We start from the raw sequence: 20,471 nt of genomic DNA on the forward strand, positions 1-20,471 counted from the left end.
CGTGGGACCGACGTCGGCGGACCGGTCAGACGGCGATGTGGACCGGGTCACGGTCGCCCACCACCAGACGTCGGTGCCACGCGAGTGCGCCCTGGTCGGTCAGGCTCGCGACCTGGTCGACGACGGCACGCAGTCGGCCGGCGTCGTCGCCCGCGGCGTGCCAGTCGGCGGCGAAGCCGGGCTCGAGGTCGGACGCACCCGTCGCCGCCAGCGCGTCGAGCAGTTCGGTGAGCACGCGGCGCTGGTCTTCGTACACGGGCTGGCGGTCGCCGTGGGTCATCACGAAGGCCGCGACGATGCCCTTGAGCACCGCGATCTCGCCGATGATCTCGGGCGGGGTGACGACCGACGCGGCGAACCGCACGAGCGACCCCGAGGCGTAGGACTCGCGGGTGGCCGTCGTGGCGGTGCGCGCGAAGCGTCCGATCAGTTGCGACGTCAGGTTCTTCAGGCGTGCGGCATCGCGTCGGGAGCCGTCGTACGCGGTCATCCAGAGCGGCAACTCGCGCAGGCGGTCGAACGCCTCGAGCAGCTCGTCGCGGCTCAGGTCGTCACCGACCCAGGCGTGCATGGCGGTCACGATGTCGTTCTCGCCGACGCGGTCACCCAGCGCCGCGACGTCGATGAACCCGGCGACGACGGCGTCCTCGAAGTCGTGCACGGAGTACGCGATGTCGTCGGCGAGGTCCATGACCTGCGCTTCGATGCAGCGCTGGCGACGCGGGGCGCCGGCGCGGAGCCACTCGAAGGCGTCGTGGTCGTCGTCGTAGAAGCCGAACTTGGTGCGTCCGGAGGACGACTCCGAGACCCCTTGCGCCGCCGGCCACGGGTACTTGCAACTGGCGTCCAACGACGCGCGGGTCAGGTTGAGCCCGTACGGACGGTCGACGTCGGAGCCCGGCCGGACGCCGTAGACCTTCGGCTCGAGCCGCGTCAGCAGCCGGAGCGTCTGCGCGTTGCCCTCGAAGCCCCCGATGCCGGTGGCCCAGGCGTTCACGGCGGTCTCGCCGTTGTGCCCGAACGGCGGGTGCCCGATGTCGTGCGCCAGGCACGCGGTGTCGACCACGTCGGGATCGAGCCCGAGCGAGTCGGCGAGCTCGCGGCCGACCTGCGCGACCTCGAGCGAGTGGGTCAGCCGGTTGCGGGCGAAGTCGAGCCCCGCCGTCGGGCTGAGCACCTGGGTCTTGGCGGCCAGACGCCGGAGGGCACTGGAGTGCAGCAGTCGGGCACGGTCACGGGCGAAGTCCGAGCGGCGGTTGCCGTGTTCTTCGGGGAGCCAGCGCTCGGCGTCGGCCGGGCCGTACGAGGCGGTGGCGCTCATCCGCCGCTGTGGTGCAGCTCGGCGGCGGCCAGGACCTTGCGGAACTCGGAGTCGACGTCGCGGCTCTCGAGCCAGCGGTCGGGCAGCGCGGTGCGCTTCGGGTGCCCGGCACGACCGCGCGGCCCCTCGGCGTCCGCACCCGGATACGGCGCGTCGTGGTCGAGCTGGCCGAGGAAGTCGTCGATCTCCTGCAGGCTCGACGCCATCGCCAGTCCGGCCCGGACGTCGCTGCCGATCGGGTACCCCTTGAAGTACCAGGCCACGTGCTTGCGGATGTCGCGGCAGGCGTGTTCTTCGTCGCCGAAGAACTCGACGAGCAGCTCGGCGTGCCGGCGGAACCCGTCGGCGACCTCGCCCAGGGACGGCATGTACCGGAGCCCCTCGCCACGGAACGCCGCGGCCAGGTCACCGAACAGCCACGGACGGCCGAGGCAGCCACGCCCGACGACCACGCCGTCGGCACCGGTCTCGTCGATCATCCGGAGCGCGTCGGCGGCCGACCAGATGTCGCCGTTGCCGAGGATCGGGATGTCGGTGACGGTCTCCTTCAGCGTGGCGATCGCGGACCAGTCGGCGTGGCCGGAGTAGTGCTCGTTCGCGGTGCGGGCGTGCAGCGACACCGCGGCGACACCGGCGTCGCGCGCGATGCGTGCGGCGTCGAGGTAGGTCAGGTGGTCCTCGTCGATGCCCTTGCGCATCTTCACCGTGACGGGGACGTCGCCCGCGGCACGCACGGTCTTGGTGACGAGTTCGCGGAACAGGTCGAGTTTCCAGGGCAGGGCCGCACCGCCGCCCTTGCGGGTGACCTTGGGCACCGGGCACCCGAAGTTCAGGTCGATGTGGTCGGCACGGTCCTCGCCCACCAGGATCGACGCCGCTTCGGCCACGGTGTTCGGCTCGACGCCGTACAGCTGGATCGATCGCGGGGTCTCGGACTCGTGGTGCTGGATGAGCTGCATCGACACGGGGGTCCGTTCGACCAGCGCCCGTGAGGTGATCATCTCGCACACGTAGAGCCCGGCGCCGTACTCGCGGCACAGCCGGCGGTACGCCATGTTCGTGATCCCGGCCATCGGCGCGAGCACCACCGGCACGTCGACCTCGATCGGGCCGATGCGCAGGGGGCCGCCGACTCGCGAGGCGGGTGCTTGTGTGATCGTCATACCTGTCCCATCTTCCCACGTCGGTGCGCGCCGGTAGCGTTCTCCACATGACGACCGACGCCAGCACCCGGTTCGACGCCGACGCCCGGGCCCGTGGCCTGCCGGTCGAAGTGGTCGAGCGCCCGGCCGCGAACTCCCTGCACGAGGCCGCCGAACTGCTCGGCATCGAGCCCGGCGACATCGTCAAGACCCTGGTGGTGAAGCGCCACGACGGCGGGTTCCTGCTCGCCCTGGTGCCCGGTGGCCGCAGCATCGCCTGGAAGAAGCTCCGCACGGTCGTCGGCGTCAACAAGCTCTCGATGCCCGACGCCGCCACCGCGCTCGAGGCGTCCGGCTACGAGCGCGGCACCATCACGCCGATCGGTGCCACGGGCGACCTGCCGGTGTACGCCGACGAACGCATCGCCGGCCGCCGGGTCGCCCTGGGCGCCGGCCGGCACGGTGCGAGCGCCTTCGTCGACGCCGACGAGCTCGTTGCCGCCTACGGCGCGACCGTCGCCGACATCACCGACGAGGAACCGCAGCGCGGCTGACGCAGCCGTCAGTCCGGCACCTCGGACCAGTCGCCCTCGGCGCCGGCGAACGAGCCGGCGTCGATCAGGCACGCGTCGCCCTCGCAGACCGGCGCACCGCCGGGCGTGACGAGCGTCAACAACGCGGGACGGGCCTCCAGGCCGGGAACGCCGGGAGAACCGGAGACGCCCGGCAGCCCCGTGAGCGCGTCCGGTACGGACGGCACCGACGTCACGGCCTGGAGGCGCACCGCACCCTGGTCGCTGATGGTCATGTCCGTCATCGGGTCACCGCCACGTCAGCGCTCGCGTCGTCCGCAGCGCGCTCGGCCGCCGAGGCGACCTCCTCCGGCGTGGTCTCGCGGAGCGCGACCACCTGGCGGAGCACCTGCTCGAACGCCGTGGGGTCCTGGGCGCCGGAGACGCCGTACTTGCCGTCGATGACGAAGAACGGCACGCCGTTGATCCCGTACGCCTGCGCCTGGGCCTGGTCGGCGCGGACCGCAGCGAGCTGGGCGTCGTCGCGCAGGGTGCTGAGGACCTCGTCGCGGTCGAGGCCGATCTCCGCCGCCAGGTCGGCGAGCGAGGACTCCTGTCCGACGTGCTCGCCGCGCTCGAAGTAGGCGGTGAACAGGCGCTCGACCATCTCGAGCTGCTTGCCGTGCTGCTTGGCGAGGTGGATGACCTGGTGGGCCTTCACCGTGTTGGTGTGGTGCATGGCCTCGAAGTCGTAGCTGAGGCCGACGCCCGCGGCGATGGCGGTGACCTGGTCGAGCATCTGCTGCGCCTGGTCGACGGGCATGCCCTTGTGGCCCGAGAGGAACTCGGCCTCGGTGCCCTCGAAGTCGACGGGGGTGTCGGGGCTCAGCTCGAAGGAGTGGTACTCGACCTCGACGGGGCGGCCCTCGCTCGAGGCGCCGAACGCGGCGACGCCGGCCTCGAACTTGCGCTTGCCGATGTAGCACCAGGGGCAGGCGATGTCCGACCAGACATCGACCTTCACGGAGTCGTTCATGCTCAGCCCAACGCGCGGCGTGCGCGCGCATTCCCGGGCCGGCAGCAAGACACCGGTGTTCGCAGGTCGAACACCCGACTGCGGGTGTGCAACGCACGAACACCGGTGTCTTGCGGAAGGACGACCCCCTACGCGCCGAGCAACCGCTGCGCCAGGTACCCCTGCAGCTGGTCGAGCGAGACGCGCTCCTGGCCCATGGTGTCGCGCTCGCGCACCGTCACGGCCTTGTCCTCGAGCGTGTCGAAGTCGACCGTGATGCAGAACGGCGTGCCGATCTCGTCGTGGCGACGGTAGCGACGGCCGATCGCACCGGCGTCGTCGAAGTCCACGTTCCAGTTCTTGCGCAGGTCGTCGGCCAGACCGCGGGCGACGGGCGAGAGCTGCTCGTTGCGCGACAGGGGCAGGACGGCGGCCTTCACCGGGGCCAGGCGCGGGTCGAGGCGCAGGACCGTGCGCTTGTCGACACCGCCCTTCGCGTTCGGCGCCTCGTCCTCGTGGTAGGAGTCGAGCAGGAACGCCATGAGCGCACGGGTCAGACCGAACGACGGCTCGATGACGTACGGCACGTACTTCTCGTTGGCGGCCTGGTCGAAGAAGCGGAGGTCCTGGCCGGACGCCTCGATGTGGTTGTTCAGGTCGAAGTCGGTGCGGTTCGCGACGCCCATCAGCTCGCCCCACTCCGAGCCGGTGAAGCCGAAACGGTACTCGATATCGGCGGTGGCGTCGGAGTAGTGCGCCCGCTCGCCGTCCGGCACGTCGAAGCGACGCAGGTTCTCCGGGTCGATGCCGAGGTCGGTGTAGAACGCCACCGAGTCGGCGATCCACTGCTCGTAGTGCTCCTGGGCGGAGGTCGGCGGCACGAAGTACTCGATCTCCATCTGCTCGAACTCGCGCGTGCGAAAGATGAAGTTGCCGGGCGTGATCTCGTTGCGGAACGCCTTGCCGACCTGACCGATGCCGAACGGGGGCTTCATGCGGCTCGTCGTGACGACCTGCGCGAAGTCGACGAAGATGCCCTGCGCCGTCTCGGGGCGCAGGAAGTTCAGGCCCTCTTCCGACTCGACCGGGCCGAGGTAGGTCTTGAGCATCCCGGAGAACTCGCGGGGCTCGGTCCACTCGCCGCGGGTGCCGCAGTTCGGGCAGGCGACCTCGGCCATGCCACCCTCGGGGGCGCGGCCCTTCTTCGCCTCGAACGCCTCGAGCAGGTGGTCCTCGCGGAACCGGTGGTGGCAGTGCAGGCACTCGACCAGCGGGTCGGTGAAGGTCGCGACGTGCCCGGAGGCCTCCCACACCTTGCGGGGCAGGATCACCGCGGAGTCGAGGCCGACCATGTCCCCACGGCCGCGGACGAACCGCTGCCACCACTGGCGCTTGATGTTCTCCTTGAGCTCCACACCGAGGGGCCCGTAGTCCCATGCGGAGCGGGAGCCTCCGTAGATCTCACCCGACTGGAAGACGAAGCCGCGGCGCTTGGCCAGGGCGATGACGCTGTCGAGACGGGAGGGCTGTGCCAAAGGGTGCTCCAGAGGTCGCCGAGCTGGGTGCTCGGTGCGGAAACGGTCCGGGCAAGACTACCGGCGATCGAGGCCCGGGAGGCCCGCCACGGGTCCGCCCTCCACGCTCACCTTGCCGACGTGCCCGGCCCCACCCCACCCAGCGCGGCCACGACGTCGGTCACGTCGGACTCGTCGTTCCACAGGTGGAACGCGATGCGCAGTCGCCCGGCACGCCCCGAGGCGGTGACGCCTGCGGCGGTGAGTGCCCGGAGGGCCGCCCCGTCGGCGTCCGCGAACGTCACGATCGCCTGCCCGTCGCCCTGCCGAGGCGACCCGAGGGCATCGCACAGCCGATCCGCGAGACCGGTGGCGTGCCTCCAGACCGCCCGCTGGTCGAGCGCGACCGCGGCTCGAGCGCGGCCACGGCACCGGGCCACGCCTGCCAGGCCGGCGAGACGTCGAAGCGACGCGCGTCGTCGGCCAGGTGCATGGCGGGGCCGTAGCAGGAGGACCAGACGTCCTGGCCCGCGTACCAGCCGGCCTGCACCGGGCGGAGCCGGCCGAGGGCGGTGTCGGAGAGCGTCATGAAGGCGACGCCGCGCGGAGCGCAGAGCCACTTGTAGGTGTGCGTGAGCGTCACGTCGAACGCTGCGGCGTCGACGGGCAGCACGCCGGCGGCCTGCGTGAGGTCACAGAGGGTCAGGGCGCCGACGCGACGGGCGGCGGCCACGACCGGGTCGGGGTCGGTGACCACGCCGGTCGCGGACTGCACCGCGGACCACGCGACCAGGGCGGTCCCGGGCCCGACCGAGGCGGCGAGCCGCTCGAGCGGGACGCTCCGGACCCGGACGCCGCGGTGCGCCTGGGCGAGGAACGGGAAGACGACCGAGCTGAAGTCGCCGTCGGGGACGACCACCTCGGCGCCGTCCGGCAGCGCGTCGGCGACGACCGCGGCCATCACCGAGGTCTGCGATCCCGTCGCGACGCGCTCAGCCGGGACGCCGACCAGCGCGGCGAAGAGCGCACGTCCCTGCTCGACCAGCGCGCCGTACCGGGCGGGCGACGTCTCGGCCCGGGACCACGCGTCGAGGTCGGCCCGCTGGGCGGCGAGGGTGCCGCGGGTCGGCAGGCCCGCGGTGCACGCCGCCAGGTAGCCGCGGCCGGCGGGGAAGGAGTCCATGCGGACAGCGTCCTCGTTCCCGTCCCATCACACCAGAGCCGGTTCGTTGTGCCACCGATAACATCGGGTGATGGACGAGATCGATCCCCAGTTGCTCCGGGTCCTGCGCGCCGTGGCCGACGGTGGGTCGATCACCCGCGCCGCCGCCGCGCTCGGGTCGAGCCAGCCGGCCGTCAGCCAGCTGCTGGCCCGGGCCGAGCAGCGTCTCGGCCACGCGCTGGTCCTGCGCGGCGGACGGGGCGCGACCCTCACGCATGCGGGGCAGGTGCTCGCCGACCACGCCCTGCACGTCCAGGCCGCGCTGACCGCGGCTCGCGAGGACCTCGACGCCGTCGGCGGACTCAGCCGTGGCCGGGTGCGACTCGCCGGGTTCCCGAGCGCGTCCTCCGCCCTCGTGCCCGCGGTGCTCGCCCGGCTCGCCGCGACGGCGCCCGGCGTGACGACCTCGTACGTCGAGGTGGAGCCTCCTGAGGCACTCGACCTGCTGCGCGGCGGCGAGGTGGACGTCGCCCTCACCTTCACCTACGTCGGCGACGAGGTCGGGACCACCCCGGACCCGGGCCTCGTCACCCGGGCACTCGGTCGTGACCCGCTCGCGCTGGTGACGCCGGTCGAGCCGGGAGGCGCGGAGCGACTCCGCCCCGCCGGCTCCACCGTCGTGGACCTCGCGTCCCACCACGACGCCCGGTGGATCGGGGGCTGCCTGCGCTGCCGTGGGCACCTGCTCGCCTCGTGCGCGAGCGCGGGGTTCACGCCGGACATCGTGCTGGAGACGGACAACGCGGCCGCGGTGGTGGGACTCGTCGCCGCAGGGCTCGGGGTGGCGCTGCTCCCCCGGCTGGCACTCGCGACGACGGTCATCCCCGCCGGTGTCGCGATCGACCCCGTGGACGACGAGCTCGCCCGGCGTGTCGAGGTGGTCGTCGCCCGTGGTGCCGACCGTGTGCCGAGCATCCGTGCGGCACTCGACGCGGTGCGCTCCGCGGCCCACCTGCTCGAGGGGCCGCTGCCGGGCTGAGCCGGGGCGCGCGCCGAGTCTCGGCTGCACGGACACTCCGCGCCGGCCAGACGGCGCAAGCTGTCCGCGGAACCGAGACTCGGTCTCGGCCCGGCGGCCCGGCGGCCCGGCGGCCGAGCGGCCCGGCGGCCGGGCGGCCGGGCCGCGGCCGCAGCGGCCGGGGCTAGGCCTTCGGGGTGTCGACCGCGCCGCCGTAGCGTCGGTCGCGGCTGGCGTACTCCTCGATCGCACCCCACAGGTCGGTGCGACGGAAGTCCGGCCAGAGCCGGTCGAGGAACACCATCTCGGCGTAGGCGGACTGCCACAGCAGGAAGTTGCTCGTGCGCTGCTCCCCCGAGCTCCGGAGGAACAGGTCGACGTCGGGCATCTCGGGCACGTACAGCCGCTTCGCCAGCGCCTTCTCGGTGACCTGGCTCGGCTTCAGGCGTCCGGCGGCGACGTCCTCGGCCATGCCCCGCACGGCGTCGACGATCTCGTTCCGGCCGCCGTAGTTCACGCACATCGTCAGTGTGAGGACGTCGTTGCCCGCCGTCATCCGCTCGGCGGTCTCGAGCTCGTCGATGACGCTCCGCCACAGCCTCGGACGCCGACCCGCCCACCGCACCTTGACGCCCCACTGGTGCAGCTGGTCACGGCGACGGCGGATGACGTCGCGGTTGAAGCCCATCAGGAACCGGACCTCTTCCGGGGAGCGCTTCCAGTTCTCCGTCGAGAACGCGTACGCGGACACGTGCCCGACGCCGATCTGGATCGCCCCGGCGACGACGTCGAGCAGCGAGGCCTCGCCCGCCTTGTGCCCCTCGATCCGGGTCAGGCCGCGGCCGTTCGCCCACCGGCCGTTGCCGTCCATGACGATGGCCACGTGCTCCGGCACGAACCGGGCCGGGATCGCCGGGGGCGTCTCGCCGGTCCAGTCGATCGGGCGGAACGGTTCGACGTCGTCGGGGCGGCGGGGGCTCATGCGGTGGGGGCTCCTTCGACAGCGGGATCAGGGTCGGGCTCGGGCACGGCGGGTGCCGGGGTCGAGGCCACCGCGCGCGCCGTCGCCTCGGGTCCGCCGTGGGTCTGCGGCACCGGCAGCGGGTGCTCGGAGCGGTCGACGTGCGGCAGGGACCGGAGCGATCGTTCCAGGTGCCACTGGGCGTAGGCCGCGACCACGCCGGAGGCCCGCGAACGCGTCCGCTCGTCGGTGGCGTCGACCGTCGCCCAGTCACCGGCGAGCAGGGAGCCGAGCACCCCGAGCGTCGCCGGGTCGAGCCGCGGCGTCCCCGGGGGCGCCGCACGGTCGGCGACGACACCACCGAGCTGCACCACGAACGCCGAGTGCGGGCCGGGCTCCCCCGTCACCGCACAGTCACTGAACGAGGGGGCCCATCCCGCGATGCTCATCGCGCGGAGCAGGTACGAGTCGAGGGTCGCGCTGGACTGGTGCTCACCGCGCGACAACGACCGGAGCGCCCCGACGAGGAGCAGGTACTGCTGCAGCCCGGCATCGGCCTCGCTCAGTCGGTCGGCGGTCTCGACCATGGCGCTGGCCGCGGTGTACGCCCCGTAGTCGGCGACGATCTGGGCCCCGTACGCGCCGAGGGACTCCGCCTGGGTGACGATGTCGAGCGACCGGCCCTCGTAGAACTGGGCGTCGACGACCATGAACGGCTCGAGCCGGCTGCCGAACTTCGACGCGGTCCGCCGCACGCCCTTGGCCACGGCGCGGATCTTGCCGTGCTGCCGCGAGAGCATCGTGACGATGCGGTCGGCTTCGCCGAGCTTGTGCGTGCGCAACACGACGCACTCGTCCCGGTACAGCGGCATGCCCCCAGTATCCCCCGCCCCGCCGACAGCCGCGTGCGGTGCGGGGCGGGCGGCCCGGGGGGGGGGGGGTCGGGGTACCGAGTGGAATCGGGCGTACCTGGTCGGAAGAAACGACCAGGTACGCCGATCCGACCTGCCATCGCGTGTGACGGGGGAAAGACCGGGCACAGACGGGAGGCGCGGTGCTGGACGGACCCGCACCTGGGCCCACACCGGCCGGTACCTGGTCGACGCGCCAGCGGCGATCAGGCCGTGCCCGGTGGGGAGCCTCCCGGCCTGGTCGCGTCTCAGGCGGAGACGAGCTCCGGTGCGCCGGCCGCGGCACCCGCGCGCACCGCGCGGTTCACCGCGGACACGATCGCCTTGAGCGACGCCGTCGAGATGTCGGCGTCGATGCCGACGCCCCAGAGACGCACGCCGTCGACGTCGAGCTCGACGTAGGACGCGGCCTTCGCGTCACCGGAGGCGCTCATAGTGTGCTCCGAGTAGTCGTACAGCGTGACCTGGACGCCCTGCTCGGCGAGCACCTTCAGGAACGCGTCGATGGGACCGGTGCCGACGGCCTCGGCCGTGACCGCGCCCTCGTCGACCCGGAGTGCCACGGACAGCGAGGTCGTGCCCTCGAAGTCGCTCGACGTCGCCGTCTTGGTGAGCTCGTACCGGCCCCACTTCTCGTCGTCGATCGACGCGGGCAGGTACTCGTCCTGGAACACGTCCCAGATGCGCTGCGACGAGAACTCGCCGCCCTCGGTGTCGGTGTGCCGCTGCACGACGCCGGAGAACTCGATCTGCAGCTTGCGGGGCAGGTCGAGGGCGTGGTCGGTCTTGAGCAGGTACGCCACACCGCCCTTGCCGGACTGCGAGTTGACGCGGATGACGGCCTCGTACGACCGGCCGATGTCCTTCGGGTCGACGGGCAGGTACGGCACCGCCCACTCGATCTCGTCGATGTCCTTGCCCGCGGCGGCGGCCTTGGCCTTCATCGCCTCGAACCCCTTGTTGATGGCGTCCTGGTGCGAGCCGCTGAACGCCGTGTACACGAGGTCGCCCGCCCACGGCTGGCGCTCGGGCACCGGCAGCTGGTTGCAGTACTCGACGGTGCGCTTCACCTGGTCGATGTCGGCGAACGAGATCTCCGGGTCGATGCCCTGCGTGAACAGGTTCATCCCGAGGGCGACCAGGTCCACGTTGCCGGTGCGCTCACCGTTGCCGAACAGGCAGCCCTCGATGCGGTCGGCGCCGGCCATGTAGCCGAGCTCGGCGGCCGCGACCGCGGTGCCGCGGTCGTTGTGCGGGTGCAGCGACAGGATGACGTCGTCGCGGTGGGCGAGGCGGCGTGACATCCACTCGATCGAGTCGGCGTAGACGTTCGGTGTGGCCATCTCGACGGTGGCGGGCAGGTTGATGATGACCTTGCGCTCGGGCGTCGGCTCGAAGACCTCGAGGACGGCGTTGCAGATCTCCAGTGCGACCTCGAGCTCGGTGCCCGTGTAGGACTCCGGCGAGTACTCGTAGTAGATCGTCGTGTCGTGCTGCAGCGTCGCCTCGGCGGCCTTGCAGAGCTTCGCACCGGTGACCGCGATGTCCACCACGCCCTGCACGTCGGTGCGGAAGACGACCTCGCGCTGCACGATGCTCGTGGAGTTGTACAGGTGGACGATGGCCTGCTTCGCGCCGTCGATCGCCTCGTAGGTGCGCTGGATGAGGTGCTCGCGCGCCTGGGTCAGCACCTGGATGGTCACGTCGTCGGGGATCGCGCCCTCGTCGATCAGCGACCGGACGAAGTCGAAGTCAGTCTGCGAGGCGCTCGGGAACCCGACCTCGATCTCCTTGTAGCCCATCCGCACGAGGAGGTCGAACATCGCCCGCTTGCGCTCGGCGTCCATCGGGTCGATGAGCGCCTGGTTGCCGTCACGCAGGTCGACGGCACACCAGCGCGGCGCCTTGTCGATGCGCTTCGTGGGCCAGGTGCGGTCCGGCAGGTCGACGCTGATCTGCTCGTGGAACGGGACGTACTTGTGGATCGGCATCCCGGAGGGCTGCTGGGTGTTCTGCATCGTTCTTCGCTTTCGTCGCGTGTTCGTGAGCTCTTGTGGTGCGGCCACGACGGACTCCGCGACGAGGTGGGCCGGAGTGTCAGGCCTCGTCGCGGCAGCGAAGGAGGAGGAGTGCCGAGTACATCGGGACCCACGGTAGCACCGGTGTACCAGGCTGGCGCAAGCGTGTGACGCGGGACCGCCCGGCGCCGTCGAACGGGGTTGCCGAGTGAGGTGCCGAGTGGTCGAGACCTGCCACGGGCCGGTCGCCGAGAGGTCGCGTTCTGTCGCCCGGGCCGCGTCCGGACGACGGTTCGTGACACCTCGGCGGACGTGAGCGGCGCGGCGGGGCCGGCCAGGGCACGTCGGCGCGCCCACACGACGACACGGGAGGCCCGGTGCCAGCTGGCAACGGGCCTCCCGTGTCGTCGTGTGGTGCGACCAGGGCGACGGGTCAGTCGACCGCGAGCGCCTCGGTCGGCGGGACGCGCATCGCGCGCCGCACCGGGGCGATGGTGGCGACGACCGCCAGGACCAGCGCGCCGATCACCACGATGCCGATGGTCAGCGGCGGCAGCACCGGTGCCACGGGCGTCCCGAGCGAGCCGAGCAGCGTCTGCCCGCCGACCCAGCCGTACACCGTGCCGAGTGCGAGCCCCGAGACGACGGCCGCGACGACCATCTGCACGGCCTCGGTCACGATCATCCGTCGGACCTGCGCACCGGTCAGGCCGAGCACCCGCAGCAGCCCGAGTTCGCGTCGACGCTGGAGCACCCCGAGCGCCAGGGCGTTCACGACCCCGACGGCGGCGATCACGGCGGAGAACCCGACGATCACGCTGACGACCGCGTTGATCTGCACGAAGAGGTCCCGCTGCGCCTCGATCATCTCGGGCGTGGCAGCCCCCGCGCTCATGGCGCGCATCTCGGTCTCGAGCACGTGCTGCATGATCCCGAGCGCCACCGCGAAGGTCACGAGCAGGGTGACACCGATGACGAGCCCGATGGTCGCCCGCGAGGACCGCCCCGGCGCCCGCATCGCGTTCCGTCCGGCGAGCAGGACGACGGGGTCGTGCGAGCCGATGCGGCCGATGAGCTGCAGCACGGGCGGCATCACGATCGTCGCCCCGACGGCGACCCCCGCGAAGGACACGAACCCGCCGAGCGCTGCCGGCAGGACCGCGACCGGGGACAGCGAGCTCACCGCGAGCCCGAGCAGCATCAGCACCGCGCCACCGGCCATGAGCACGATCGCCCAGACCTTGCGGGCCGTGCCGGACCGGACGTCGTCGTGGCTCGGCTCGACGGACGACGACAGCGCTTCGAGTGGTGTGACGGTGAGCACGCGGCGCGACCCGGCAGCGAAGGCACCCCAGGTGGCGAGGACGACGGCCACGACCGGCAGGACGAGCTCCCACGGCACGTACGTGTACTCGGCCTCGGGCAGGACCCCGTTGCCCCGCAGGACGACGACGAACAGGGCCGAGAGCGCGGTCCCCACGACGGCGCCGACGACCCCGCCGAGCACGCCGACGACCAGGCCGGTGCGGGTGATCCGCGCACGGAGGGTCGCACCGGTCGCGCCGACGAGCCGCTGCAGGGCGATGATCCGGGTCTGCCCGGCGATCAGGGTGGCGCAGGTGTTCGCGGTGACGATCGCGCCGACGTAGAGCGCGATACCGAGGAACAGCCACCCGACCACCGACAGGATCGCCTTGATCGGACCGAGGTCGGCGACCCCGGCGGCTCGGAGCGCCTCGGTCACGATCCCCGGTGCGATGACGAGGGCGGAGCCGAACGTGGTGCCGAGGGCGGCGACCAGGACGGTGGGGGCGAAGGAGCGGACGCCGTTCACGCTGCTGCCTCCATCCCGAGCATCGTCGTGGAGATCGCGCCGGCGTCCATCGCGGGGCGGTCGGCGACGATCCGGCCGTCCGCCAGGAACAGGATGCGGTCGGCGTTCGCGGCCGCCACCGGGTCGTGCGTCACCATGACGACGCTCTGGCCCCATTCCTGGACGGCACCGCGGAGCATCGCGAGCACGTAGCGTCCGGTGCGGGAGTCGAGCGCGCCGGTCGGTTCGTCGGCGACGACCACCGCCGGCCGCGAAGCGAGCGCCCGTGCGATGGCGACGCGCTGCTGCTGCCCGCCGGAGAGCTGGTGCGGCCGGTGCGTCAGCCGGTTGCCGAGCCCGAGCATCTCGACCAGCCGGTCGATCCAGGCGGTCTCCTCGTGCGAGGGCTTGTGCCCACCGAGCAGGAACGGCAGCCGGATGTTCTCGCTGACGTCGAGCGTCGGGACGAGGTTGAACGACTGGAACACGAAGCCCAGCCGCCGACGACGCAGCTCGGTGAGGTCCTTGTCGCCCAGGGCCGTGATGTCGACGCCGTCGATCTGGATCCGGCCGGCGGACACGGCGTCGAGGCCGGCGGCGACGTGCATGAGCGTCGACTTGCCGGACCCGGACGGGCCCATCACCGCGGTGAACTCCCCGGCGCCGATGTCGACGCTGACGTCGTCGAGCGCGGTCACACGTCGGGCGTCGTCGCCGTAGTGCTTGGACACGTGGTCGAGGCGGATGATCGGGGCGTGGCTCGTGGTCATGCATCCACGATGGCGGTCAGCGGACCCGTCCGCGTCGCCCGCTCGGCTCCTGTGGATCGTCCGCTCGGCTCGGTTGCCTGTGGAGGGGTCATCCCCGCGGATGACCCGGCATCAGTCGGCCTTGGTGACGAGCCCGTGTTCGTGGGCGAAGACGACGAGTCGCACCCGGTCGCGGAGTTCGAGCTTCGTCAGGACCCGCGAGATGTGCGTCTTCACGGTCGCCTCGCTGACGTACTCGTGCTGGGCGATCTCGCTGTTGCTGAACCCACGGGCGGCCAGGTCGAAGATCTCGCGCTCGCGTGGCGTGAGGTCGGCGAACGCCGCGGGGACTGCGGCGGCGCGTCCGACCGAGTCGTCGTACCGTCGCAGGAGCTCCCGCGTGGCCGACGCGGCGAACACCGCGGTGCCGGCGTGCACGGTCCGGACCGCCGCGAGCAGGAACTCGGGGTCGGCGTCCTTGAGCACGAACCCGCTCGCGCCGGCGCGGATGGCCTTGGCGGCGGCCTCGTCGAAGTCGAACGTGGTCAGCACGAGGACCTTCGCGCCGTCGGTTCCGGACTGTTCGACGATGTGGCCGGTCGCCGTGATGCCGTCCATCACGGGCATCCGCACGTCCATCAGCACCACGTCGGGACGGGTCCGTCGGACGAGTTCGACCCCATCGGCACCGTCGCCCGCCTCGCCGACGAACCGCAGGTCGGGCTGCGAGTCGATGAGCATCCGGATGCCGGTGCGGAACAGCGCCTGGTCGTCGACGAGGGCGACACGGATCCGGTGCTCGTCGGTCGGAATCGTGGTCATCGGGCGGTGCGCTCCTGCTCGGTGGGGGTGATCCGGCCGCGGGGCATCTGCCCGCTGGCCGGGACGGTCGGCATCCGGACGGCGACCGCGAAGTCGTCCCCTCGGGCCCCGGCGGTCATGGTGCCGCCGGTCATCACGGCGCGCTCGCGCATGCCGACCAGGCCGTGGCCTGTGCCGGGGCCGCGGACCCCGTCGTCGGCACGTCGGTTCACGACGGCGATCTCGACGGTGTCCGGCCGGTAGGTCAGGGCGGCACGCACCGGGCTGCCGGGCTCTCCGTGCTTGTACGCGTTCGTCAGGCTCTCCTGCACGATCCGGTAGACAGCGAGCTGCGTGGTGGTGGGCAGCCCGGCGGGGTCGCCCTCGCGTTCCACCCGCACGTCGAGCCCGAGCTGCCGCATCTCGTCGACGAGCCGGTCGATGTCGTCGATCTCGGGCGTCGGCGCGGTCCCCTGCTCGTGCCGGAGCGCGCCGAGGAGTTCGCGCACGTCGCCGAGGGCCCGGCGGGCCGTGGTCGAGATGGTACTGAGGGCCTGGTCGGCCACCGCGGGGTCGGCCTTCAGGGCGTACCGGGCACCGTCGGACTGCGCGATGACGACCGCGAGCGAGTGCGCGACGATGTCGTGCATGTCGCGGGCGATCCGCACGCGCTCCTGCTCGACCGCGACGGCCCGGTCGGCCCGCGCGGCGTCACGCTCGGCCAGCAGCTGGGCCTCGCGACTCATGCTCGCCGAGCGACGGGTCCGGACCACGAGTCCGGCGAGCCACGGCAGCAGCAGCAGGAGCAGGACGACGGCGAAGAACGACAGGATGACCTGCAGCGACTCCGGCACCGACGTCGAGGTGGTCTCGTAGGTCAAGCGGTTCCGGTAGTCGTCGAAGCCCATGTACGCCGCCGCCGCCACGGACCCGAGGATCGCCGACACGAGCCCGGCCAGCCGCACACGGCGGCTGCCGTACGCACTCGTCGTGTACATGACGCCGGCGATGAACGCGTTCGACACGTCCGGCACCTGCAGGGTGACCATCTCGAAGACCGCGAACACCCACGCCACGGCCAGGGCGAGCCCGGGTGACAGTCGTCGGAGTGCCAGGGCGGCGGTCATCCCGACGACGGTGACCACGGACAGCGGCCCGTCGAGCCCGCGCCCGCTGGCGACCAGCACGAGGCCGCCGAGCAGCACGGCGATCAGCAGGTCGGTGATGACCTGCGCGCGCAGCATGGGACGGAACACCCGTCCACGGTACGGCGGGCCGCTCGTCCCCGCGTCCCTCGCCCGGATGACCCGGGGTGCGAGCGGCGGACGGTCAGAAGCCGAGGCGTCCGAGCTGCTTCGGGTCACGCTGCCACTCCTTGGCCACCTTCACGCGGATGTTCAGGTAGACGTGCCGGCCGCCGAGCAGCGACTCGATCTCGACGCGGGCCCGCGAACCGACGTCCTTCAGGCGCTCGCCCTTGTGTCCGATGACGATCGCCTTCTGGCTGTCCCGCTCGACGAACAGGTTCGCGAAGATGCGCAGGGGGCCGTCGGCGTCGTCGTCGGCATCGGGCTCGACGATGTCCTCGATGACCACGGCGAGCGAGTGCGGCAGCTCGTCACGGACGCCCTCGAGCGCAGCCTCGCGGATGAGCTCGCCGATGCGCTCCTCGTCGGTCTCCTCGGTCACCGCGCTCGAGTCGTACAGCTGCGGCGACTCGGGGAGCAGGGCGGTGATCACGCCGAGCAGGTCGTCGAGCTGCATGCCCCTGGTGCCCGAGGTCGGCACCACGGCGTCCCAGTCGCGGAGCTTCGAGACGGCCAGCAGCTGCTCACCGACGCGGTCCTTGGAGGTGCTGTCGATCTTCGTGACGATCGCGATCTTCTTGGCGCGCGGGTACTGGTCGAGCGTGTCGTTGATGAACCGGTCGCCGGGACCGACGGGCTCGTTCGCCGGCACGCAGAAACCGATCACGTCGACGTCGCCGAGGGTGGACTGCACGAGGTCGTTGAGCCGTTCGCCGAGCAGGGTGCGCGGACGGTGCACGCCCGGGGTGTCGACGATGATCACCTGACCGTCGGGCCGGTGCACGATCCCGCGGATGGCGCGCCTGGTGGTCTGCGGCTTCGACGAGGTGATGGCGACCTTCTCGCCCACCAGGGCGTTGGTCAGCGTCGACTTGCCGACGTTCGGACGGCCGACGAACGAGACGAAGCCCGCGCGGTAGGGCTTCTCCGAGCCGGCCTGGGTGGTGTCGGGGTCGGTCATGCGTGCGTGGTTCCCGTCGTGGTGGGTTCGGCGTCGTCGAAGGCGTCCTCGACGTCGGCCAGGGCGTGGGTGCGCTCGGCGAGCACGGTGATGAGGTGGCGGCGCTTGCCCTCGACCCGGTCGGCGGTCAGGACGACCCCGGACACCGTGACGGTGTCGCCGGAGACGGCCAGGTGTCCGAGCTCCTTGGTGAGCAGGCCACCGGCGGTGTCGACGTCGTCGTCGTCGAGCTCGATGCCGAACAGGTCGCCGAGCTCGTCGATCGGCAGCCGGGCGGAGATCCGCCAGATGCCCGGTTCGACCTCGGTCCGGTCGACGACGGCGCGGTCGTACTCGTCGGAGATGTCGCCGACGAGTTCTTCGATGAGGTCCTCCATGGTCACGAGCCCGGCGACACCGCCGTACTCGTCGACCACCAGCACCAGGTGGTTCTTGGCGACCTGCATGTGCCGCAGGGTGTCGTCGGCGTGCTTCGACTCCGGCACGAACTCGGCGGGCCGCAGCAGCCGGCTGACCCGTTCAGTGCGGGATGCCGGCCGTTCGTACAGCGACCGCGCGACGTCGCGCAGGTAGAGCACACCCCGCACGTCGTCGCTGTCCTTGCCCGTCACCGGCATCCGGGACACCCCGGCGGCCAGGAACTGCTCCATGGCCGCGGCCAGCGTCTCCGCACCGTCGACGGTGAGCATGTCCGTGCGGGGCACCATGACCTCGCGCACCAGGGTGTCGCTGAACTCGAACACCGAGTGGATGAGTTCGCGGTCCTCGTCCTCGAGCACGTTGCTCTCGGTGGCCTCGTCGACGAGCGAGAGCAGCTGCTCCTCGCTCGACACGGTGGAGGCGCTCCGGCCGCGGCCGGGGGTGACCCGGTCGCCGATCCGGACGAGCAGTCCGGCCAGCGGACCGAGCACGATGCGGACCCCACGGACGATGCCGCCGGTCGCACCGATCAGCCGCTCGGCGTGGGCGCGTCCGACGCTGCGCGGGCTCGACCCGACCAGCACGAACGACACCGCGGTCATGATCGCGGCGGAGACGACGAGTGCGATCCACCAGCTGTCGAAGGCGCGCACGAGGGCGATCGTCACGAGCACCGCGGCCGCGGTCTCGGCGAGGACCCGGAAGAAGTTCAGCGCGTTGACGTGCGCCCCGACGTCGTCAGCGATCGCCTCGATGGCGCGGCGGCGCTTGTTGCCCCTGGCGATCTCCTCGAGGTCGGCACGGGAGACCACCGAGAGTGCGGCGTCGCTCGCGGCGAGGAGCCCGCCGAGCACGACGAGCCCCAGCGCCACCGCGAGGAGTCCGGCGACGACGACCACCGGCTACCGCCCTCGGTGCTGGGCGGCGAAGGCGGTCAGGATCTCGCCCTGGATGCCGAACATCTCGGCCTTCTCGTCGGGCTCGGCGTGGTCGAAGCCGAGCAGGTGCAGGATGCCGTGGCAGGTGAGCAGCAGCATCTCGTCGGTGCTCGAGTGCCCGGCGGTCTTCGCCTGTTCCTCGGCCACCTGCGGGCAGAGCACGATGTCGCCCAGCAGCCCGGCCGGCGTGGGGTCGTCCTCGGTGCCGGGGCGCAGTTCGTCCATCGGGAAGCTCAGGACGTCCGTCGGGCCGGGCTCGTCCATCCACCGGACGTGCAGCTGCTCCATCGCGCCCTCGTCGACCAGCACGATCGCGAGCTCGGCATCGGCGTGGACGTGCATCGCGTCCAGGGCGAAGGCCGCGAGCCGCTGGATCGCGGCCTCGTCCACCTCGACGCCCGACTCGTTGTTGAGCTCGATGCTCACCGGTTGCCTCCTCGGGCGTCGTTCTGGGGGTACGGGGGTCGTGCGCGGTCCTGCGGCGGGCGCCCACGGCGTTCGGCGCGGTTGGCACCGTCGGGGTTGCCGACCGGGGCGGTGCCACGGCCACCGGGGCGCTGCCCGGCCTGCTCGGCGAGGCGCTCCTCGTCGTAGACCGTGTACGCGTCGACGATCCGGCCGACGAGGGTGTGGCGGACCACGTCCTCGCTGCCGAGACGGGCGAAGTGGATGTCCTCGACCTGGTCGAGGATGCGGGTCACGAGCCGCAGACCGGAGACGTTGCCCGGCAGGTCGACCTGGGTGATGTCACCCGTGATGACCATCTTCGAGCCGAACCCGAGCCGGGTCAGGAACATCTTCATCTGCTCGGGCGTGGTGTTCTGCGCCTCGTCGAGCACCACGAAGGAGTCGTTGAGGGTCCGGCCACGCATGTACGCCAGCGGGGCGACCTCGACGGTGCCGGCGGCCAGGAGCTTCGGGACCAGCTCCGGGTCCATCATCTCGTTGAGGGCGTCGTACAGCGGGCGCAGGTAGGGGTCGATCTTGTCGGTGAGCGTGCCCGGCAGGAAGCCGAGCCGCTCGCCGGCCTCGACCGCGGGACGGGTGAGGATGATCCGGTTGACCTCGCGCCGCTGCAGCGCCTGCACGGCCTTGGCCATCGCCAGGTACGTCTTGCCGGTACCGGCCGGACCGATGCCGAACGTGATGGTGTGCTCGTCGATGGCGTCGACGTAGGCACGCTGCCCGTCGGTCTTCGGCCGGACGGACTTGCCGCGGCTCGACACGATCGGGGTGCCGAAGGTGTCGGAGGGCTTGCGGTCGTCGTCGAGGATGCGTGCGGACATCGGGATGTCGGCCGGGCCGATCTCCTGCCCGCGCCTGACCATGCCGACGAGCTCGTCGACGAGCGCCTTCGCGCGGGCGACGTCGCGCTCGGGCCCGGTCAGCGTGACCTCGTTGCCGCGCACGACGACCCGGACGCCGGGGTACTGGCGCTCGACGGTCTTGAGCAGCCGGTCCTGGGGGCCGAGCAGCTGCACCATGGCGATGCCGTCGACCTGGAGCGAGACCGAGACGGGCTCGTCGTCGGCGGCGGTGGGCTGTACTGGTTCGTTAACCGGCAAGGGTGCCTTCCTGCAGTTCACCTGCGAGTACGTGCGCGTGCACGTGGAACACGGTCTGACCGGCGGCTTCGCCGGTGTTGAAGACGAGTCGGAACTGGCCGTCGGCGCGCTCGTCGGCGATGCGCTGCGCGGTGGCGACGACGTGGGCCAGCAGGTCGGGGTCACCCGCCGCGAGTTCGCCGACGTTCGCGTACTGCTCGGTCTTGGGGACGACGAGCACGTGGACGGGAGCCTTCGGAGCGATGTCCTCGATCGCGATCACACGGTCGTCCTCGGCGACGATGGTCGCCGGGATCTCGCGCGCGATGATCTTGGAGAAGACGCTGGGCGTGCTGGTGCTCAT

At 71.7% G+C, this 20,471-nt stretch carries 21 protein-coding genes; 2 read left to right on the forward strand and 19 right to left on the reverse strand.

The window, feature by feature from the left end:
- Nucleotides 1–25 precede the first annotated feature (25 nt).
- Nucleotides 26–1,321, reverse strand: coding sequence for a deoxyguanosinetriphosphate triphosphohydrolase (locus DEI85_RS09575; RefSeq protein ID WP_110860457.1), 1,296 nt, complete (start codon nucleotides 1,319–1,321; stop codon nucleotides 26–28).
- Nucleotides 1,318–2,484, reverse strand: a complete 1,167-nt coding sequence (dusB, locus tag DEI85_RS09580) for a tRNA dihydrouridine synthase DusB (protein ID WP_110860455.1) — start codon at nucleotides 2,482–2,484, stop codon at nucleotides 1,318–1,320. Before dusB ends, DEI85_RS09575 begins: the two co-directional genes overlap by 4 nt.
- A 47-nt stretch (nucleotides 2,485–2,531) precedes the next feature.
- Here dusB and DEI85_RS09585 point away from each other — a divergent pair, with 47 nt between their 5' ends.
- The gene (locus DEI85_RS09585) at nucleotides 2,532–3,017 is read left to right on the forward strand and encodes an aminoacyl-tRNA deacylase (protein ID WP_110860453.1); all 486 of its coding nucleotides are present in this window, start codon (nucleotides 2,532–2,534) and stop codon (nucleotides 3,015–3,017) included.
- A gap of 8 nt (nucleotides 3,018–3,025) precedes the next feature.
- On the opposite strand, the gene DEI85_RS09590 is transcribed toward DEI85_RS09585, so the two are convergent.
- The 5 genes from DEI85_RS09590 to DEI85_RS09605 all read right to left on the reverse strand — a co-directional run bounded on the left by DEI85_RS09590 (nucleotide 3,026) and on the right by DEI85_RS09605 (nucleotide 6,687).
- Complete coding sequence (locus DEI85_RS09590) at nucleotides 3,026–3,280, reverse strand: hypothetical protein (RefSeq protein WP_110860451.1); 255 nt, start codon at nucleotides 3,278–3,280, stop codon at nucleotides 3,026–3,028.
- Complete coding sequence (locus DEI85_RS09595) at nucleotides 3,277–4,011, reverse strand: DsbA family oxidoreductase (protein WP_111124009.1); 735 nt, start codon at nucleotides 4,009–4,011, stop codon at nucleotides 3,277–3,279. Before DEI85_RS09595 ends, DEI85_RS09590 begins: the two co-directional genes overlap by 4 nt.
- A 128-nt stretch (nucleotides 4,012–4,139) precedes the next feature.
- A complete protein-coding gene (locus tag DEI85_RS09600; RefSeq protein ID WP_110860447.1) occupies nucleotides 4,140–5,525 on the reverse strand; it encodes a glycine--tRNA ligase in 1,386 nt (461 codons plus the stop codon).
- Between the two features lie 107 nt (nucleotides 5,526–5,632).
- Nucleotides 5,633–5,809, reverse strand: coding sequence for a hypothetical protein (locus DEI85_RS17595; RefSeq protein WP_349815113.1), 177 nt, complete (start codon nucleotides 5,807–5,809; stop codon nucleotides 5,633–5,635).
- Nucleotides 5,806–6,687 (reverse strand): aminotransferase class V-fold PLP-dependent enzyme, encoded by an 882-nt coding sequence (locus DEI85_RS09605; RefSeq protein ID WP_349815114.1) that lies wholly within the window; start codon nucleotides 6,685–6,687, stop codon nucleotides 5,806–5,808. Before DEI85_RS09605 ends, DEI85_RS17595 begins: the two co-directional genes overlap by 4 nt.
- A 70-nt stretch (nucleotides 6,688–6,757) precedes the next feature.
- Here DEI85_RS09605 and DEI85_RS09610 point away from each other — a divergent pair, with 70 nt between their 5' ends.
- Nucleotides 6,758–7,705 (forward strand): LysR family transcriptional regulator, encoded by a 948-nt coding sequence (locus DEI85_RS09610; RefSeq protein ID WP_111124010.1) that lies wholly within the window; start codon nucleotides 6,758–6,760, stop codon nucleotides 7,703–7,705.
- 163 nt (nucleotides 7,706–7,868) lie between these two features.
- Here the strand turns inward: DEI85_RS09610 and DEI85_RS09615 are convergent, their stop codons facing one another.
- From DEI85_RS09615 to DEI85_RS09670, 12 genes are all read right to left on the reverse strand, one after another.
- The gene (locus DEI85_RS09615) at nucleotides 7,869–8,666 is read right to left on the reverse strand and encodes an isoprenyl transferase (RefSeq protein ID WP_111124011.1); all 798 of its coding nucleotides are present in this window, start codon (nucleotides 8,664–8,666) and stop codon (nucleotides 7,869–7,871) included.
- Nucleotides 8,663–9,517, reverse strand: coding sequence for a DNA repair protein RecO (gene recO, locus DEI85_RS09620; protein ID WP_110860438.1), 855 nt, complete (start codon nucleotides 9,515–9,517; stop codon nucleotides 8,663–8,665). The genes DEI85_RS09615 and recO overlap by 4 nt, the downstream gene beginning before the upstream one ends.
- Before the next feature lie 287 nt (nucleotides 9,518–9,804).
- Complete coding sequence (gene leuA, locus DEI85_RS09625) at nucleotides 9,805–11,574, reverse strand: 2-isopropylmalate synthase (RefSeq protein WP_111091537.1); 1,770 nt, start codon at nucleotides 11,572–11,574, stop codon at nucleotides 9,805–9,807.
- A gap of 433 nt (nucleotides 11,575–12,007) precedes the next feature.
- On the reverse strand, nucleotides 12,008–13,408 hold the full coding sequence (locus DEI85_RS09630; protein WP_111124433.1) for an ABC transporter permease: 1,401 nt from the start codon (nucleotides 13,406–13,408) through the stop codon (nucleotides 12,008–12,010).
- Complete coding sequence (locus tag DEI85_RS09635) at nucleotides 13,405–14,157, reverse strand: ABC transporter ATP-binding protein (RefSeq protein ID WP_111124434.1); 753 nt, start codon at nucleotides 14,155–14,157, stop codon at nucleotides 13,405–13,407. Before DEI85_RS09635 ends, DEI85_RS09630 begins: the two co-directional genes overlap by 4 nt.
- A 111-nt stretch (nucleotides 14,158–14,268) precedes the next feature.
- Complete coding sequence (locus tag DEI85_RS09640; protein ID WP_110860430.1) at nucleotides 14,269–14,958, reverse strand: response regulator; 690 nt, start codon at nucleotides 14,956–14,958, stop codon at nucleotides 14,269–14,271.
- The gene (locus DEI85_RS09645) at nucleotides 14,955–16,193 is read right to left on the reverse strand and encodes a sensor histidine kinase (protein ID WP_220032941.1); all 1,239 of its coding nucleotides are present in this window, start codon (nucleotides 16,191–16,193) and stop codon (nucleotides 14,955–14,957) included. The genes DEI85_RS09640 and DEI85_RS09645 overlap by 4 nt, the downstream gene beginning before the upstream one ends.
- A gap of 73 nt (nucleotides 16,194–16,266) precedes the next feature.
- Nucleotides 16,267–17,205: a GTPase Era gene (gene era, locus DEI85_RS09650; protein WP_110860426.1), complete on the reverse strand. Its 939-nt coding sequence runs from the start codon at nucleotides 17,203–17,205 to the stop codon at nucleotides 16,267–16,269.
- Nucleotides 17,202–18,524: a hemolysin family protein gene (locus tag DEI85_RS09655; RefSeq protein WP_111091533.1), complete on the reverse strand. Its 1,323-nt coding sequence runs from the start codon at nucleotides 18,522–18,524 to the stop codon at nucleotides 17,202–17,204. Before DEI85_RS09655 ends, era begins: the two co-directional genes overlap by 4 nt.
- Before the next feature lie 3 nt (nucleotides 18,525–18,527).
- On the reverse strand, nucleotides 18,528–18,989 hold the full coding sequence (ybeY, locus tag DEI85_RS09660; protein ID WP_017886675.1) for an rRNA maturation RNase YbeY: 462 nt from the start codon (nucleotides 18,987–18,989) through the stop codon (nucleotides 18,528–18,530).
- Complete coding sequence (locus DEI85_RS09665) at nucleotides 18,986–20,128, reverse strand: PhoH family protein (RefSeq protein WP_110860422.1); 1,143 nt, start codon at nucleotides 20,126–20,128, stop codon at nucleotides 18,986–18,988. The genes ybeY and DEI85_RS09665 overlap by 4 nt, the downstream gene beginning before the upstream one ends.
- Nucleotides 20,118–20,471 (reverse strand): histidine triad nucleotide-binding protein, encoded by a 354-nt coding sequence (locus tag DEI85_RS09670; RefSeq protein WP_110860419.1) that lies wholly within the window; start codon nucleotides 20,469–20,471, stop codon nucleotides 20,118–20,120. The genes DEI85_RS09665 and DEI85_RS09670 overlap by 11 nt, the downstream gene beginning before the upstream one ends.

Origin of the sequence: Curtobacterium sp. MCBD17_026, assembly GCF_003234895.2 — a bacterium.
In the GTDB taxonomy this organism is placed as follows: domain Bacteria; phylum Actinomycetota; class Actinomycetes; order Actinomycetales; family Microbacteriaceae; genus Curtobacterium; species Curtobacterium flaccumfaciens.

Coding starts and splice junctions, on each gene's coding strand:
- DEI85_RS09575 (WP_110860457.1), bottom strand. CDS start 1,321: ATGAGCGCCACCGCCTCGTACGGCCCGGCCGACGCCGAGCGCTGGCTC.
- dusB (WP_110860455.1), bottom strand. CDS start 2,484: ATGACGATCACACAAGCACCCGCCTCGCGAGTCGGCGGCCCCCTGCGC.
- DEI85_RS09585 (WP_110860453.1), top strand. CDS start 2,532: ATGACGACCGACGCCAGCACCCGGTTCGACGCCGACGCCCGGGCCCGT.
- DEI85_RS09590 (WP_110860451.1), bottom strand. CDS start 3,280: ATGACGGACATGACCATCAGCGACCAGGGTGCGGTGCGCCTCCAGGCC.
- DEI85_RS09595 (WP_111124009.1), bottom strand. CDS start 4,011: ATGAACGACTCCGTGAAGGTCGATGTCTGGTCGGACATCGCCTGCCCC.
- DEI85_RS09605 (WP_349815114.1), bottom strand. CDS start 6,687: ATGGACTCCTTCCCCGCCGGCCGCGGCTACCTGGCGGCGTGCACCGCG.
- DEI85_RS09610 (WP_111124010.1), top strand. CDS start 6,758: ATGGACGAGATCGATCCCCAGTTGCTCCGGGTCCTGCGCGCCGTGGCC.
- DEI85_RS09615 (WP_111124011.1), bottom strand. CDS start 8,666: ATGAGCCCCCGCCGCCCCGACGACGTCGAACCGTTCCGCCCGATCGAC.
- recO (WP_110860438.1), bottom strand. CDS start 9,517: ATGCCGCTGTACCGGGACGAGTGCGTCGTGTTGCGCACGCACAAGCTC.
- leuA (WP_111091537.1), bottom strand. CDS start 11,574: ATGCAGAACACCCAGCAGCCCTCCGGGATGCCGATCCACAAGTACGTC.
- DEI85_RS09635 (WP_111124434.1), bottom strand. CDS start 14,157: ATGACCACGAGCCACGCCCCGATCATCCGCCTCGACCACGTGTCCAAG.
- DEI85_RS09640 (WP_110860430.1), bottom strand. CDS start 14,958: ATGACCACGATTCCGACCGACGAGCACCGGATCCGTGTCGCCCTCGTC.
- era (WP_110860426.1), bottom strand. CDS start 17,205: ATGACCGACCCCGACACCACCCAGGCCGGCTCGGAGAAGCCCTACCGC.
- DEI85_RS09670 (WP_110860419.1), bottom strand. CDS start 20,471: ATGAGCACCAGCACGCCCAGCGTCTTCTCCAAGATCATCGCGCGCGAG.